Annotated in this window: 13 protein-coding genes; all 13 read left to right on the top strand. The window is 39.4% G+C overall.

Annotated features, from left to right (window positions below):
- The first annotated feature begins 342 nt into the window (after positions 1-342).
- Positions 343-2,334 (top strand): monovalent cation:proton antiporter family protein, encoded by a 1,992-nt coding sequence (locus P8M52_RS02385; protein WP_300306782.1) that lies wholly within the window; start codon positions 343-345, stop codon positions 2,332-2,334.
- A gap of 77 nt (positions 2,335-2,411) precedes the next feature.
- Complete coding sequence (gene tkt, locus P8M52_RS02380; protein ID WP_300306779.1) at positions 2,412-4,415, top strand: transketolase; 2,004 nt, start codon at positions 2,412-2,414, stop codon at positions 4,413-4,415.
- A gap of 98 nt (positions 4,416-4,513) precedes the next feature.
- Entirely contained in the window at positions 4,514-5,509 is a 996-nt protein-coding gene (gene gap / locus P8M52_RS02375; RefSeq protein ID WP_300306776.1) for a type I glyceraldehyde-3-phosphate dehydrogenase, read from the top strand.
- 39 nt (positions 5,510-5,548) lie between these two features.
- Complete coding sequence (locus P8M52_RS02370) at positions 5,549-5,938, top strand: DUF302 domain-containing protein (RefSeq protein ID WP_300306774.1); 390 nt, start codon at positions 5,549-5,551, stop codon at positions 5,936-5,938.
- 15 nt (positions 5,939-5,953) lie between these two features.
- Positions 5,954-7,117, top strand: a complete 1,164-nt coding sequence (locus tag P8M52_RS02365) for a phosphoglycerate kinase (RefSeq protein ID WP_300306771.1) — start codon at positions 5,954-5,956, stop codon at positions 7,115-7,117.
- A gap of 3 nt (positions 7,118-7,120) precedes the next feature.
- Positions 7,121-8,572 (top strand): pyruvate kinase, encoded by a 1,452-nt coding sequence (pyk, locus tag P8M52_RS02360; RefSeq protein ID WP_300306768.1) that lies wholly within the window; start codon positions 7,121-7,123, stop codon positions 8,570-8,572.
- Positions 8,573-8,603: 31 nt separating this feature from the next.
- Complete coding sequence (gene fba, locus P8M52_RS02355) at positions 8,604-9,665, top strand: class II fructose-bisphosphate aldolase (RefSeq protein ID WP_300306766.1); 1,062 nt, start codon at positions 8,604-8,606, stop codon at positions 9,663-9,665.
- Between the two features lie 65 nt (positions 9,666-9,730).
- Positions 9,731-11,599: a tRNA uridine-5-carboxymethylaminomethyl(34) synthesis enzyme MnmG gene (mnmG, locus tag P8M52_RS02350; protein ID WP_300306764.1), complete on the top strand. Its 1,869-nt coding sequence runs from the start codon at positions 9,731-9,733 to the stop codon at positions 11,597-11,599.
- A complete protein-coding gene (gene rsmG / locus P8M52_RS02345) occupies positions 11,596-12,207 on the top strand; it encodes a 16S rRNA (guanine(527)-N(7))-methyltransferase RsmG (RefSeq protein WP_300306762.1) in 612 nt (203 codons plus the stop codon). The genes mnmG and rsmG overlap by 4 nt, the downstream gene beginning before the upstream one ends.
- Positions 12,208-12,209: 2 nt before the next feature.
- Complete coding sequence (locus P8M52_RS02340; protein ID WP_300306760.1) at positions 12,210-12,977, top strand: hypothetical protein; 768 nt, start codon at positions 12,210-12,212, stop codon at positions 12,975-12,977.
- Position 12,978: 1 nt separating this feature from the next.
- A complete protein-coding gene (locus tag P8M52_RS02335; RefSeq protein WP_300306758.1) occupies positions 12,979-13,752 on the top strand; it encodes a TatD family hydrolase in 774 nt (257 codons plus the stop codon).
- On the top strand, positions 13,752-14,663 hold the full coding sequence (locus P8M52_RS02330; RefSeq protein WP_300306756.1) for an RluA family pseudouridine synthase: 912 nt from the start codon (positions 13,752-13,754) through the stop codon (positions 14,661-14,663). The genes P8M52_RS02335 and P8M52_RS02330 overlap by 1 nt, the downstream gene beginning before the upstream one ends.
- A partial coding sequence (gene ubiA / locus P8M52_RS02325) for a 4-hydroxybenzoate octaprenyltransferase (protein ID WP_300306753.1) occupies positions 14,660-15,417 on the top strand: 758 nt, incomplete at its 3' end. The genes P8M52_RS02330 and ubiA, both read left to right, overlap by 4 nt.

Raw genomic sequence — 15,417 nt, 5'->3', positions numbered from 1 at the left:
TTAGAGCACAGCATTCATAATGCTGGGGTCGGTGGTTCAAGTCCACCTATAACCACCATATACAATAAGGGGTTTAGTGTTTTTCACTAAACCCTTTTTTTTATTGGCTTTTCTTTTGCTGGGTCTTTTTATTTTGGCTCACATTCCTTTAAAAGAATTTATTGTGCTAATTTTTTTTTTAATATTGACCTCTCCCATGAGTAGAGCTGTTGACTGGTAGTTTGATAGATCATCCTAGCAATAAGAAAATTACAATATTATTTTTTATAGTCAGCTTCAAGCGTTTTTTTGGTTACAATTGAATATCTTTTTGTATTTTTCTCTAGTGACTTTAATATACTCATGAATGAACATTTACTCATCCCTATTGTTTTATTGCTTGCTATTGCGGTAGTGATTGTGGCGTTGTCACGAAGGCTTCATTTTCCACCGATTTTAGGCTATATCATTGTGGGCATTATTGTCGGACCCAATGGCTTTGGCTTGATTGACAAAGAAGAAAATATTGAACTGTTAGCTGAATTTGGCATTGTATTCTTATTGTTTGCCATCGGACTAGAGTTCTCACTCACGCAAATGATTTCTATGCGCCGACAGGTATTTGGCCTCGGTACTGCGCAGGTTGCAACAACGGCGCTTTTGGTTTATATAGTGGGCTATTTGGCAGGATTGGATACAAATACTAATATTGTAGTTGCTGGTGCTTTTGCTTTGTCATCAACAGCTATTGTTATTAAACAATTAACAGAGCAATCTGAGATTCATTCTCGTCATGGTCGGTCTGCGCTAGGTGTATTAATCTTTCAAGATATTATTGCGATTCCACTATTAATTTTAATTCCTGCCTTGGCGCTCACTAATGCAGCTGAAAATACCTTAAGTGCAACATTGGCTATTGCCTTTGTAAAAGGTGTTTTTGTTGTCATTATTATGCATTTAATTGGTAAGTATCTGCTTAAGCCTTTGTTTCATGAAGTAGCCTGTGCCAAATCCCAAGAGTTATTTACATTAACTGTGTTGACAGTTGCACTTGGCGCAGCTGCTTTTACTGAACAGATGGGTTTGTCGATGACTTTAGGTGCATTTTTGGCAGGTATGATGCTTAGTGAAACAGAATATCGCCATCAAATTGAATCAGATATTCGCCCATTCCAGGATATTTTACTAGGCCTGTTCTTTGTGACAGTGGGTATGTTAATTTCTTTAGAGGTGTTGCAACAACATCTATGGTTCATTGTTGCTATTACAATTGGCATTGTCTTGCTTAAAGGGGTTGTTTTGTATGTGATTGCCAGGCTATTTAAAAAGGATGGAGGCGTTGCTTTACGTATCGCATTATCGTTATCCCAAGTGGGAGAATTTGGACTGGTATTAATAACATTGGCATTTACTTATAAATTGCTACCCTTAGAAATTGGTAATATTTTGTTAACCTCTGCGGTTTTAAGCATGTCTATGGCACCGTTTTTAGTAAAGTTTAATGGGCAAATTGCAAAAAAATGGCATAAGAGCTCTTATGCATTTAGCCATAATGAGATTGAACACAGTATTAGTGCAAACAGTGAACACTTAAATCAACATGTGATTTTGTGTGGCTTTGGCCGTGTTGGACAAACAGTGAGTCGTTTTCTAACTAAATCAAATAAGCCTTTTGTTGCGCTAGATATGGATATTAAGCGCGTTCGAGAGGCGTATGATGCTGGTGAGAGTGTGTACTATGGTGATGCGGCTAAAGAGACAATTTTAAGGGCGGCATCGTTAAATAAAGCCAAAATTGTAATTGTTACTTTTAGTGATTTCCATGCGTCAATTAAAATTTTAAAGAATATACGCCATATTAATAAATATATTCCAATCTTAGTGAGAACGCCAGATGATGCACATGTCAACGAACTGATTGAAGCGGGCGCAAGTGAGGTGATTCCCGATACATTTGAAGCAAGTATTATGCTGGCCTCGCATTTAATGCTTATGATTGGAGAGCCACCAAGAAAAGTATTGCGAGAAATTAGAGGTATTCGGAAAAACCGTTATCATTTATTAGAAAATTTTTATCCTGGTGAAGATGACAATCCGATGGAAGAGCATCAGGTGATGAAGGGCATTTTTCACACAGTTGTCTTGAGTGAAGATATATTTGCCACAGGTAAAACACTTGGATCGCTTGAATTAGAGAAGTTTGACATTCAAGTGGTAGCTATTAAGCGTGGCAGTATTCGTGGTAATAATCCGTCAGACGAAACTCGATTAAGAGTAGAAGATCATCTCGTGTTAAGTGGCGCCCCAGAAAAAATAGATCGTGCTGAATTATATTTGACCAATGGAAAGCTTTAGCAAGCTTTTCCCTTTAAAAACAGCTATTTAAACCATCCTTGATAGTTATGTAATTTTTGCGTATAATTATTTTCTTTTTGCATTTAAGGAAATTTAATATGCCATCACGCAGAGATCTAGCAAACGCGATTCGCGCCCTAAGCATGGACGCAGTTCAAAAAGCAAATTCAGGCCATCCAGGTGCACCAATGGGTATGGCTGACATTGCTGAAGTGCTTTGGAACGACCACATGAAGTACAACCCAACTAGCTCAAAGTGGGCTGATCGCGATCGTTTTGTTTTATCAAACGGCCACGGCTCAATGCTTATGTACTCGTTATTACATTTAACGGGTTTCGAATTAAGTATGGATGATATTAAAGATTTCCGCCAATTGCATGCTAAAACTGCAGGCCATCCTGAGTATGGTTATGCTGAAGGTATTGAAACAACAACTGGACCATTAGGACAAGGTATTACCAATGCTGTTGGTATGGCAATTGCTGAGCGCACACTAGGCGCACAATTTAACAAGCCGGGCCACACAATTGTAGATCATAACACTTACGTATTTATGGGTGATGGTTGTTTAATGGAAGGCTTGTCACATGAATCATGTGCAATGGCTGGTACGCTAGGATTAGGAAAATTAATTGCATTCTGGGATGACAACGATATTTCAATTGATGGCCACATTGGCGATTGGATGGAGAAAGGCGTTCCAGGACGTTTTAATTCATACGATTGGCATGTTGTTGCAGTTGATGGCCATGATGCTGACGCAATCAGCAAAGCAATTACAGAAGCTAAAGCGGTAACTGATAAGCCATCTTTAATCTGTTGTAAGACAGTAATTGGTTTTGGTTCTCCAAATTTATGTGGCACACACGATTGTCACGGTGCACCGTTAGGCGATGAAGAAATTGCAGCAACACGTAAAGAATTAGGTTGGACTTCAGCGCCATTTGAAATCCCTGCTGATATCTATGCGGGTTGGGATCATAAAGCACAAGGCGCTACGGATGAAGCGGCTTGGAATGATGCATTTGCAGCATATAAAGCTGAATTCCCTGAAGACGCATCTGAATTTGAGCGTCGTATGTCAGGTACATTACCAGCAAACTTTGAAATGGAAATGGATAAGTTTATTGCTAACACTCAAGACGAAATGCCAAACATTGCATCACGTCAAGCGTCTCAAAAAGCAATCGAAGCAATGGGTCCACTATTGCCAGAAATGTTTGGTGGCTCTGCCGACTTAACTGGTTCTAACCTAACTAATTGGTCAGGCACAGTTAAAGTAAACGCTGACAATGCTGATGGTAACTACATCTCATGGGGTGTTCGTGAGTTTGGTATGGCACACATGATGAATGGTATGGTGCTTCATGGCGGTTTTAAAGTTTACGGCGCAACATTCTTCATGTTTATGGAGTTCATGCGTAATGCACTGCGCATGTCTGCTCTAATGAAAATTGGCACAATTTATGTTTACACACATGACTCAATCGGTTTGGGTGAAGATGGTCCAACGCATCAGCCAGTTGAGCAAATTGCAACAATGCGTATGATTCCAAACTTCCAAACTTGGAGAGGTTGTGATGCAATCGAATCTGCAGTATCTTGGAAGATGGCAATGTTACGTGGTGAAGCGCCAACAGCATTGGTGTTCTCACGCCAAGCATTAACACCTCAGTCTAGAACGGCAGAGCAAGTAGCTAACATTGAAAAAGGCGGCTATGTACTTAAAGATTGTGATGGCGATGCTGATATCATCTTTATCTCTACTGGTTCAGAAGTTGGCTTAGCAGTTGAAGCAGCTGAAGCAATGGACGCAAACGTACGTGTAGTTTCAATGCCTTGTACAGATGCTTATGATGAGCAAGATCAAGCCTACAAAGATTCAGTATTAACACCGGGCGTTAAGCGCGTTGCGATTGAAGCGGGTGTTGGTGATGCATGGTACAAGTACGTTGGTTTAGACGGTGGTTTGGTATGTATGACAACTTTTGGTGAGTCAGCGCCAGCAGGTGAATTGTTTAAAGAATTTGGCTTTACAGTAGACAACGTGGTTGCAACTGCAAAGAAAGTTTTAGGATAAATAAATATAATTAACTCGTGCTATTTGTAGCAGGGTTGAAATAGAAATAATTAATGCCAATTTGGCATTAACAATAAAAGTAAAAAGGAGTAAGTAAAATGGCAATTAAAGTAGGTATTAATGGTTTTGGTCGTATCGGTCGTATGGCATTTCGTGCAATTAAGAAAGATTTTCCAGAACTAGAAGTAGTCGGTATTAACGACTTATTAGAAAATGATTACTTAGCATACATGCTTAAGTACGATACAGCTCAAGGTCGTTTTGACGGCGAAGTAGCGGTTGAAGGCAATAACTTTATTGTTGACGGTAAGAAGATTCGTCTTTCTGCTGAACGTAACCCTGCGGACCTTAAGTGGGACGAAATCGGTGCAGAAATCGTAATCGATTGTACGGGTTTCTTCTTAACTGAAGAGTCATGTCAAGCACACATCGATGCAGGTGCTAAGAAAGTTGTTCAATCGGCACCTTCTAAAGACGGTACACCTATGTTTGTTTACGGTGTTAACCATTCTGAGTACGCTGGCCAAGCAATCGTTTCTGCTGCTTCATGTACAACTAACTGTCTAGCGCCAATTGCTAAAGTAATTAATGATAAGTGGGGCTTAAAGCGTGGTTTAATGACTACGGTTCACGCTGCTACTGCAACACAGAAAACGGTTGATGGTCCTTCAATGAAAGATTGGAGAGGTGGTCGCGCAGTATTTGAAAACATCATACCTTCATCAACAGGTGCTGCTAAGGCTGTAGGCGTTGTATTGCCAGAGCTTAACGGCAAACTAACGGGCATGGCTTTCCGTGTTCCTTCAGTTGACGTTTCAGTTGTAGATTTAACTTGTGAGCTTGATAAGCCAGCAACATACGAAGAGATTTGTGCTGCAATGAAAGAGGCTTCTGAAGGTTCAATGGCCGGTACATTGGGCTACACTGATGAGTCAGTTGTTTCTTCTGACTTCCGCGGTATTAGCCAATCTTCAATTTTTGATGCGGGCGCAGGTATTGCACTTGACGATACGTTTGTTAAGGTTGTGTCTTGGTACGATAACGAGTATGGTTACACATGTAACATGCTTCGTTTAGTTCAGCACATTGCTTAATAATTAAATTACGGCTTGCATTTGCGGGCCGGTTTTAATATGCCAGATTTATTCATTAAAGACTCTCAGCTTAGTGTTGAAGAAGTTATTGAAAAATTAAAAGAAGCAGTTCCAAACAATAAGTTTGGAATTTTGCATTCTTACGATATTAAACAAACATTGGCTGGAAAAGGCCAGACATTAGAAGAAGCGTGTCATGTGTTTGAAGTCTGCAATCCAGTGGTTGCAAAGAATATTCTGGAAAAGGATATGAATTTGGCAAGTGTATTACCTTGTCGAATTTCGGTATATACAATGGATGGCGTCACCAGAATTGGTATGGCGTCACCCTCTAAACATATTGCCCAACTAACTAATGAGGATGTATCTTCATTAATAGAACCTGTTGAGCAAGCACTGATTAATATTATTAATCAGTCAATTGAATAAATAGTAGGAGAAATAATGTCAGTTATCAATTTGTCAGATCTAGATCTAAGCTCTAAAAAAGTATTAATTCGTCAAGACTTAAACGTGCCAATTAAAGATGGTGTTGTAACAAGTGACAAGCGTATTAAAGCTTCTGTCCCAACCATTCAGATGGCTATGAAACAAGGCGCTAAGGTATTACTTATGTCTCACCGTGGACGCCCAACTGAGGGCGAGTATAGTGATGAATTTACATTACAACCGGTAGCAGATCGATTAACAGAAATTTTAGGCGTAACAGTACGCTTAGAAAAGAACTGGCTAGATGGCGTTGACATGAGTGATGGCGAAGTGGTGCTTTGTGAAAATGTACGTTTTAACGAAGGCGAAATGGCAAATGATGACGCTCTATCTAAGCGTATGGCAGCAATGTGTGACATCTTTGCTATGGATGCTTTTGGTACTGCGCATCGTGCACAAGCTTCAACACATGGCGTTGCTAAATATGCGCCTATTGCTTGTTCAGGTCCGTTGCTATCAGGTGAACTTGAAGCGTTAGGCAAGGCACTAGATAATCCTAAGCGTCCAATGGTTGCAATTGTTGGTGGATCTAAAGTATCAACAAAATTAACCGTTTTAGAGTCTTTATCTAAGATTGTGGATCAGTTGGTTGTTGGTGGCGGTATTGCTAATACATTCATTGCAGCACAAGGCAATAATGTCGGAAAATCTTTATGTGAAGATGATCTAATTCCTACAGCACAAAAATTAATGAAGGACTGCGAAATCCCTGTACCAACAGATGTAGTTTGTGGCAAGGAGTTTTCTGAAACTGCAGCAGCAGAAACCAAAGCGTCAACAGCTGTAGTTAATGACGACATGATTTTTGATATCGGCCCTGATTCAGCTGATGAATTAGCAGAGATTATGAAAAATGCAGGCACCATTGTTTGGAACGGCCCAGTAGGCGTTTTTGAGTTTGATCAATTTGCTGGTGGCACAGAAACCGTTGCCATGGCAATTGCTAATTCCGATGCATTTTCAATTGCAGGCGGTGGAGACACTTTAGCAGCGGTTGATAAATACAATATTGAAGATAAAGTAAGCTATATTTCAACAGGTGGTGGCGCGTTCTTAGAATTCCTTGAAGGTAAAAAATTACCAGCAGTAGAAATTTTAGAAAAAAGAGCGGCGGAGTAACACTTGACTAGAAGAACTAAAATCTTAGCAACCTTGGGGCCGGCAACGGATAAGCCTGGGGTTTTAGAAAGCATTCTAGCAGCGGGTGTTAATGTTGTACGTATTAACTTTTCTCATGGCTCGGAAGAAGAACATTTGGGAAGAGTTAAGGCGGTACGTGATTGGGCACAGGCGAACGACACCTATATTGGTGTATTGATGGACTTACAGGGTCCAAAAATACGTATTGCCTCTTTTAAAGATGGCATAAAAATTGAACTTAACAATGGTGATAGTTTTGCACTAGATGCAGATAAAGATAACTTATTAGGTGATCAGCAGTCTGTTGGTATTGCGTATAAAACACTTCCTCAAGAAGTCAATCCAGGAAATATCTTAATTCTAGATGATGGAAAAATTGTACTAGAAGTAACTGGAATTGTTGGAAATAAGATTAATACAGTTGTTAAGCAAGGTGGTATTCTTTCAGACAAAAAGGGTATTAATTTACGTGGTGGCGGACTATCAGCTAACGCACTGACTGTAAAGGACAAGAAGGATATCTTTACAGCTGCTAAAGCTAAGGCTGATTATGTTGCATTGTCTTTCCCGATTAATGGTGATGATGTACGTGAAACCAAAACGTTGCTAAAACAGGCCGGAAGTCATGCAGGTGTTATTTCAAAAATTGAACGCGCCGAATCTTTGAAAGAAGAAACCATTTTGGATATTATTAAAGAATCTGCCGGTATAATGGTTGCTCGAGGTGATTTGGGTGTTGAAATTGGTGATGCACAATTGCCAGCGCAACAGAAGCGATTAATTAAAATGGCACGATCAAATGATCGTATTGTCGTAACGGCAACGCAAATGCTTGAGTCAATGATTGAAAACCCGATTCCAACACGTGCGGAAGTATTTGACGTAGCAAACGCAGTACTTGATGGCACCGATGCGGTAATGCTCTCTGCTGAAACAGCAGCCGGTGCTTATCCAAAAAATGCAGTTGAAACCATGGCTGAAGTGTGTCTTGAAGCTGAAAAGAATCCAATTGCAAAAGTTTCACAACATAGACTCAATCAAAGCTTTAAAGATATTGATGAAACTATTGCATTAAGTAGCATGTATGCAGCCAACCATTTAGGCGTGAAAGTAATAGCCTCATTAACACAAACCGGCTACACGGCGTTATGGATGTCTAGAATTAGTTCAGATGTCTCTATTTATGCTATAAGTGAAAATGTAAGCACCTTACGTAAGGTTACCTTGTATCGTGGTGTGTATCCATGTGGAATAAATGAAGTGGTCAACACTAACTGGGGTGATGTAAATAAGAGTGTGGTAGATACACTGACAAAAAACAATGTTGTTGCAGATGGTGATTTGGTAATATTAACCAAAGGAATGCATCAAGATAATACAGGTGGTGGTACAAACATGATGAAGATACTTCGTGTTGGCGACGACGACTATTAGTAAATAATTAGAAACAATAAAAGGAGAAAAAATGTTAATTTCATTAAGAGAATTATTAGACCATGCAGCAGAAAACGGCTATGGTATGCCGGCGTTTAACGTCAATAACATGGAGCAAGTTCACGCTATCATGGAAGCAGCTGATAGAACCAATTCACCTGTTATTATGCAGGGTTCAGCTGGCGCAAGAGGATATGCGGGTGAGCCGTTCTTACGTCACTTAATTTCAGCAGCGACTGAAATGTACCCACATATTCCAGTAGTAATGCACCAGGATCACGGTTCTGAACCAGCAGTATGTTTACGTTCAATCCAGTCTGGATTTTCATCGGTTATGATGGACGGATCTTTAGAGGCAGATTGCAAGACTCCTTCTTCTTTTGAGTATAACGTTGCTGTAACTAAAGAAGTTGTTAAGATGGCACATGCGGGTGGTGTATCAGTTGAAGGTGAATTAGGTTGTCTAGGTTCATTAGAAACGGGTGAAATGGGTGAAGAAGATGGCCATGGTGCAGAAGGTAAATTAGATCTTGACATGCTATTGACTTCTGCTGAAGAAGCTGCTGATTTTGTTAAACAAACAAACGTTGACGCTCTAGCAATTGCTATTGGTACGTCACATGGTGCATATAAGTTTACGAAAGAGCCTGATGGTGAGATCTTGCGTATTGATCGTATCAAAGAAATTCATGAACGTTTACCAAATACACATTTAGTAATGCATGGCTCTTCTTCAGTACCACAAGACTGGTTAGAAATCATTAACAATTACGGTGGTGATATGGGACAAACTTACGGTGTTCCAGTTAGCGAAATTCAAGAAGGTATTAAAAATGGTGTACGCAAAGTAAATATTGATACAGATTTACGTATGGCATCAACAGGTGCAGTTCGTAAACACTTAATCGAAAATACTTCGAACTTCGATCCACGTAAATTCTTAAAGGCTTCTACAGAAGCTATGACTGAAATTTGTGCAGCGCGTTTTGAAGCGTTTGGTTCTGCAGGTAAAGCAGATAAAATTACGATTTCTTCATTAGATCGCATGAATCAGAGATATTTATCAGGAGAATTAGACGCAAACGTAAAGTAAGCGCCTAAGGGTCAAATATTTAAAGGGCTCGTTTTAACGAGCCTTTTTTATTGCAAAGGAAGTACATGAGTCAAGATACGAATTATTCAGTGATTGTTATTGGTGGTGGACATGCGGGGACGGAAGCTGCATTAGCTTCCGCGCGCATGGGGGTAAAAACTTTATTGATATCTCATAATATTGAAACACTAGGGCAGATGAGTTGTAATCCGGCTATCGGTGGTATTGGTAAAGGGCATTTGGTTAAAGAGATTGATGCTATGGGCGGTGCTATGGCAAAAGCCATAGACCAGGCTGGCATACAATTTCGCACCTTAAACGCTTCGAAAGGCCCAGCTGTAAGAGCAACACGAGCTCAAGCAGACCGCGTGTTGTATAAAGCTGCCATTCGCTATACGCTAGAGAATCAAGAAAATCTATCGTTATTTCAACAAGCCGTAGACGATCTGGTTATCGACAATGATAAAGTGGTTGGCGTGATTACGCAGATGGGATTAACTTTTACAGCTGATAAAGTGGTCTTGACTTCTGGCACTTTTTTAGGTGGCATTATTCATATTGGACAAAAGAATTTTCAAGGCGGTCGCGCAGGAGATGCGCCATCCAATCCATTATCTCGAAAATTACGTGAATATGATCTGGGAGTGGGGCGTTTAAAAACAGGAACTCCACCAAGATTAGATGGGCGTACTTTAGATTATTCCTTGATGCAAGAACAGCCTGGAGACTATCCGTTACCAAGCTTTTCATTTATGGGTAAAGCAGAAGACCATCCTCAACAAATCTCATGTTTTATTACTCATACGAATGAAAAAGCGCACGATTTTATTCGAGCAGGTCTCAAGGATTCGCCTATGTACACAGGTAATATTGAAGGTATTGGTCCGAGATATTGCCCCTCTATTGAAGATAAAGTTGTTAGATTTGAAGAGCGAAACTCTCACCAGATTTTTGTTGAGCCAGAAGGGTTGGAAACTAATGAGGTTTATCCAAATGGCATTTCAACCTCTCTACCTTATGAGGTTCAAGTTAATTTTATTCATTCAATTAAAGGTTTTGAGAATGCGCAAATTATACGACCAGGATACGCAATAGAATATGATTTTTTTGATCCACGTGGCTTGAAACAGACTTTAGAAGTAAAGCGTATCGCTAATTTGTATTTTGCTGGACAGATTAATGGCACGACAGGCTACGAAGAGGCAGCTGCACAAGGTATGTTGGCAGGTATAAATGCTGCTTGCTCTGTTCAAGAAAAAGAACCATGGCTACCGAAACGTGATGAAAGTTATATTGGCGTAATGGTAGATGATCTTATTACCAAGGGTACTAATGAACCGTATCGTATGTTTACTTCAAGGGCGGAATATAGACTATTATTACGTGAGGACAACGCAGATGAACGATTAACGCCTGCAGCCTATAAATTAGGCTTGATTGACGAGGATAGATGGAGGGCATTTGAACAAAAGTATGCGACAGTGGATCAAGAAAAGGATCGCTTAAACACAACCTGGATACAGGCGAGTGATACACAAGCTAGTGGTGTGCTTGGCCAGACGCTAAATCATGAATATTCATTGTTGGAGTTACTTAAGCGCCCTAAAGTGAACTATAAGGTTCTGAGCCAGATTGACTCTGGCAGGCCTTATTTATCGGATGATAAATTGATAGCTGCAGTTGAAAATCAAATTAAATATGCAGGTTATATTAAGCGTCAAAAGGATGAGATTGAAAAATATAGAAAAAATGAAGATACTATGTTGCCAGCCAATATGGATTATCAAGCTATCAAAGCCCTTTCAGCCGAAGTTCGTCAGAAACTAACACAACATCTGCCAGAAACTATTGGACAAGCCAGTCGTATTCAGGGTTTAACTCCGGCCTCTATTTCAATTTTATTGGTATACCTTAAAACTTATAAAAAATTATGACCAATAAAGCATTACTTGCAGAGGGTGCAGAGCAAATGGGTATTGAGCTGGATTCGATACAAGTTGATCAATTGTTACAATATTTAGAGTTGATTATAAAATGGAACAAAACCTATAATTTAAGTGCAATTCGCAGTAGTGAAGAAGGCATTAAAAAACATTTGTTGGATAGCTTGTCCGTTGTGTCGTATATCAATTCAGGCCCGCTATTAGACGTAGGCTCTGGTGCAGGTCTACCAGGCATTGTTATTAGTATCATGAAACCAAAGTTGTTAGTGACTGTGCTAGATACTGTAGGTAAAAAATGTCGTTTTATGCAATTTGCTAAAACTCAATTAAAATTGAATAACTTAACCGTCGTTAATCAGCGAGTAGAAGAGTATCAGCCTGAGAACTGCTTTGCACAAATAACCTCTAGAGCGTTTGCAGAAGTTGACAAAACCTTAAAGCTAACTAAGCATTTATTGTGTGATAATGGCAGTTATTTACTAATGAAAGGAGATCATTTTGCAGATGAACCTCTAGATAATTTTAAAATACAGATACATCAAGTGAGCGTACCTTATGTATCTGACCGGCGTTATTTTTTGGAAATTCAAACAAGCTAATCATGAAGAAAATTTTATATTATGTAACAATTCTAGTATTCATGATAGCGGTTGTTATGGTCATTTTCTTTGATCAAATTACAAAATCAGCCATGGAATTTTACGGACAAAAATCTTTCAACGCACCTATTAGTATTGCTGAATTAAGAAGTGATTGGCCTGAAAAAAAAATAAATGTTGATTTTGTGGAAGTAAAAAATCCAGCCCATTTCTCAAATGAAAACGCATTTGTGTTAAATCATCTAAGCGCTTCTTTTTCTGACGAAACCCAGAAGGGATTAATTGTGTTGGATCGACTTGAGTTTGATGGCTTATTATTTACATTAGAGCAAAAAGATCAAAAAGTTAATTTGGTTGAACTGCTTAAGCAGCTAGATGCTCAATCAAACGAAAAAAATATTGATACACAAAAAGAGATTATTCAAGGTAGTCGCTATAATAAAAAACATCGTGTAAAAATTAAACAACTAAGTATTATTAATACTCAATTGTTCATTGACACCCAATGGCTTAGACAAACCGTTAATGTGCCAGATGTTGTCATCTACGAATTTGGCCAAGATAAAGGAATTTTGTTAGATCGCGCTGGTGCTGAAATTATGAAGATTGCCTTGATGCGAATTCAAACAGAAGTTGAGAAAAACGGTCTAAAACTTAATGAATATGAGATTAAAGAAAGTGTGCGTCGACAACTACGTGGCAAATTTAACCAATTAACTGATGATTTGGATGATAAAGCCAAAAATTGGTTCAAAAAAATAGGACTGTAAAATGCATATTATTGATTCTCATTGTCATATAGATCGCGTAGATGTTGATAAATTTGGTGGTAGTGTTGACAGTATGCTAGCTCATGCTGAAGAACTATCAGTCAAGGAGTTCCTTTGTGTTTGTATTGATTTGGAGCATTTTGATGAAGTGTTGTCGCTAGCCCAAAAGCACCCACAAATCTACGCCTCAGTTGGTGTGCATCCAGTTGAATTAGAAGGTAAAGATCCAAGTGTTGATGAGTTGCTTAAGCTTGCAAATGATGACAACATAATTGCCATTGGTGAAACTGGACTAGATTATTTTCATGTAGAACAAGAATCTGCTGATTGGCAGAGAGATAGATTTAGACGCCATATTGCAGCATCAAATCAATCAGGCAAGCCAATGATCATACATACACGTGATGCAAAAGTCGATACAATCAAAATTATGGCTGAAGAAAAAGCCAATGCTGGCGTAATGCACTGTTTTTCAGAAGATTGGGAGACTGCTCAAGCGGCTCTAGATTTAGGGTTTTATATTTCTTTTTCGGGCATTGTAACGTTCAAGAGTGCTGATGCGCTTCGTGAAGTTGCTAAACAAATTCCTGCTGATCGTATCCTAGTCGAAACAGACTCTCCTTATTTAACACCTGTCCCTAACCGAGGAAAGCCTAACTCTCCAGCCTATACTTACTATGTTGCTGAAAAGTTGGCAGAAATCAGAGGCGTGAGTGTTAATGAGATTGCGCAGACAACAACGAATAATTTTAAAAACTTGTTTTTTTCCAACTGATGGCTGTCACTTTTCAGACAATTGATGAATTTTCTTCAGGTCAGCGCCTTGATAATTTTTTAGTTAAGATTCTTAAGGGGGTGCCCAAATCTCACATTTATCGAGTAATACGTAAGGGTGAAGTGCGTGTTAACAAAGGTAGAAAAAAAGCTGATTACAAACTTCAACAAGATGATGTTGTGCGTATTCCACCTATTAAAGTAAGCGAGAAAAAACCATCTCATGTCTCAGATAGTCTTAAGCAAGTGCTGCTAAATGCTATTATTTACGAAGATAAAGGGCTGGTGATTATTAATAAGCCTAGTGGTGTTGCAGTGCATAGCGGTAGTGGTGTTGATACGGGTGTCATTGAAGCATTAAGAGCTGTTTATAAAGAGCCTATTGAACTGGTCCATCGCCTTGATAGAGCTACGTCAGGGGTCTTATTAATTGCCAAAAAGCGCAGTGTGCTTAAGAACCTGCATGAACAACTTAATAGACATGAGATGGAGAAACGCTATACAGCCTTAGTTAAAGGAGTGTGGTCAAAGAAGCGTCATACCATTGATGCGCCACTGCACCAAAATTCCAGATATGCGGTAGTGGATAGCAAAGGTAAGCATTCTATTAGTCATTTTCAGCCTCTTAAAAACTTTAGTAAAGGTGATTTCTCAGCTTCTTTGGTAGAGGTGACTATTGAGACAGGGCGCACGCACCAGATTCGTGCGCATGCAAAGCACGCCGGGCATGCGATTGCATGTGACGATAAGTATGGCGATAAAGAGTTTGACCGTCAAGTTAAGTTCATGGGGCTTAAGCGTTTATTTTTACATGCACATCAATTAACTTTTACCAATCCATTAACCGATGAAATTCAAAAAGTTAAGGCGCCTCTGTCAGCTGAGCTTGAGCAGTTTATAGGGTCGTTATGAATGTTTATTTTCGACTCATGCGCCTTGATAAGCCGGTCGGGATTTATTTACTTTTGTGGCCAACACTCTGGGCATTATTTCTAGCGGCAGACGGCTGGCCTGAACCAAAGCTATTGGTTATATTTATAATGGGCGTTGTCTTGATGCGCTCGGCAGGCTGTGTTATTAATGATTATGCTGACCGTGATATTGATAAACATGTTGAGCGTACTCAGCATCGACCGATCACTTCAGGTGAGATTTCAGCGACTAGTGCATTAAAATTATTTTCGGCCTTGATCGCATCTGCTTTTGCTTTGGTGCTCTTTACAAATACACTCACAGTTCAGTTGGCTGTTATTGCCGCCCTTTTGGCGACACTTTATCCTTTTACCAAGCGTTGGACGCACTTGCCTCAGGCGATTCTGGGAAGTGCTTTTGCAATGAGTGTGCCAATGGCCTTTGCGGCAACGAATAATAATGTTCCGGATAGTGCTTGGTGGATTTTTTCTGCTACAATCATATGGACAGTAATTTACGACACCATGTATGCCATGGCCGATCGCGAGGAAGATTTAAAAATTGGGGTTAAGTCCACTGCCGTATTGTTTGCAAGTTATGACCGATTAATTCTTGCATTGTTGCAAATTGGTCTTGTTCTGGTCTTTATGAAAATATCAGAAATTTTCGATATGGCCACTTTTTATGATATTTCAGTATTCTTTTCGGGTGTATTAATGATTTATCATCAATTTTTAATTAAAAATAGAGATAA

Source organism: Candidatus Thioglobus sp., assembly GCF_029243085.1.
GTDB lineage: Bacteria > Pseudomonadota > Gammaproteobacteria > PS1 > Pseudothioglobaceae > Thioglobus_A.
This window is presented reverse-complemented; position numbering and strand designations above follow the sequence as displayed.

Coding starts and splice junctions, on each gene's coding strand:
- fba (WP_300306766.1), top strand. CDS start 8,604: ATGTTAATTTCATTAAGAGAATTATTAGACCATGCAGCAGAAAACGGC.
- P8M52_RS02330 (WP_300306756.1), top strand. CDS start 13,752: ATGGCTGTCACTTTTCAGACAATTGATGAATTTTCTTCAGGTCAGCGC.
- P8M52_RS02335 (WP_300306758.1), top strand. CDS start 12,979: ATGCATATTATTGATTCTCATTGTCATATAGATCGCGTAGATGTTGAT.
- mnmG (WP_300306764.1), top strand. CDS start 9,731: ATGAGTCAAGATACGAATTATTCAGTGATTGTTATTGGTGGTGGACAT.
- gap (WP_300306776.1), top strand. CDS start 4,514: ATGGCAATTAAAGTAGGTATTAATGGTTTTGGTCGTATCGGTCGTATG.
- rsmG (WP_300306762.1), top strand. CDS start 11,596: ATGACCAATAAAGCATTACTTGCAGAGGGTGCAGAGCAAATGGGTATT.
- P8M52_RS02385 (WP_300306782.1), top strand. CDS start 343: ATGAATGAACATTTACTCATCCCTATTGTTTTATTGCTTGCTATTGCG.
- P8M52_RS02370 (WP_300306774.1), top strand. CDS start 5,549: ATGCCAGATTTATTCATTAAAGACTCTCAGCTTAGTGTTGAAGAAGTT.
- P8M52_RS02340 (WP_300306760.1), top strand. CDS start 12,210: ATGAAGAAAATTTTATATTATGTAACAATTCTAGTATTCATGATAGCG.
- P8M52_RS02365 (WP_300306771.1), top strand. CDS start 5,954: ATGTCAGTTATCAATTTGTCAGATCTAGATCTAAGCTCTAAAAAAGTA.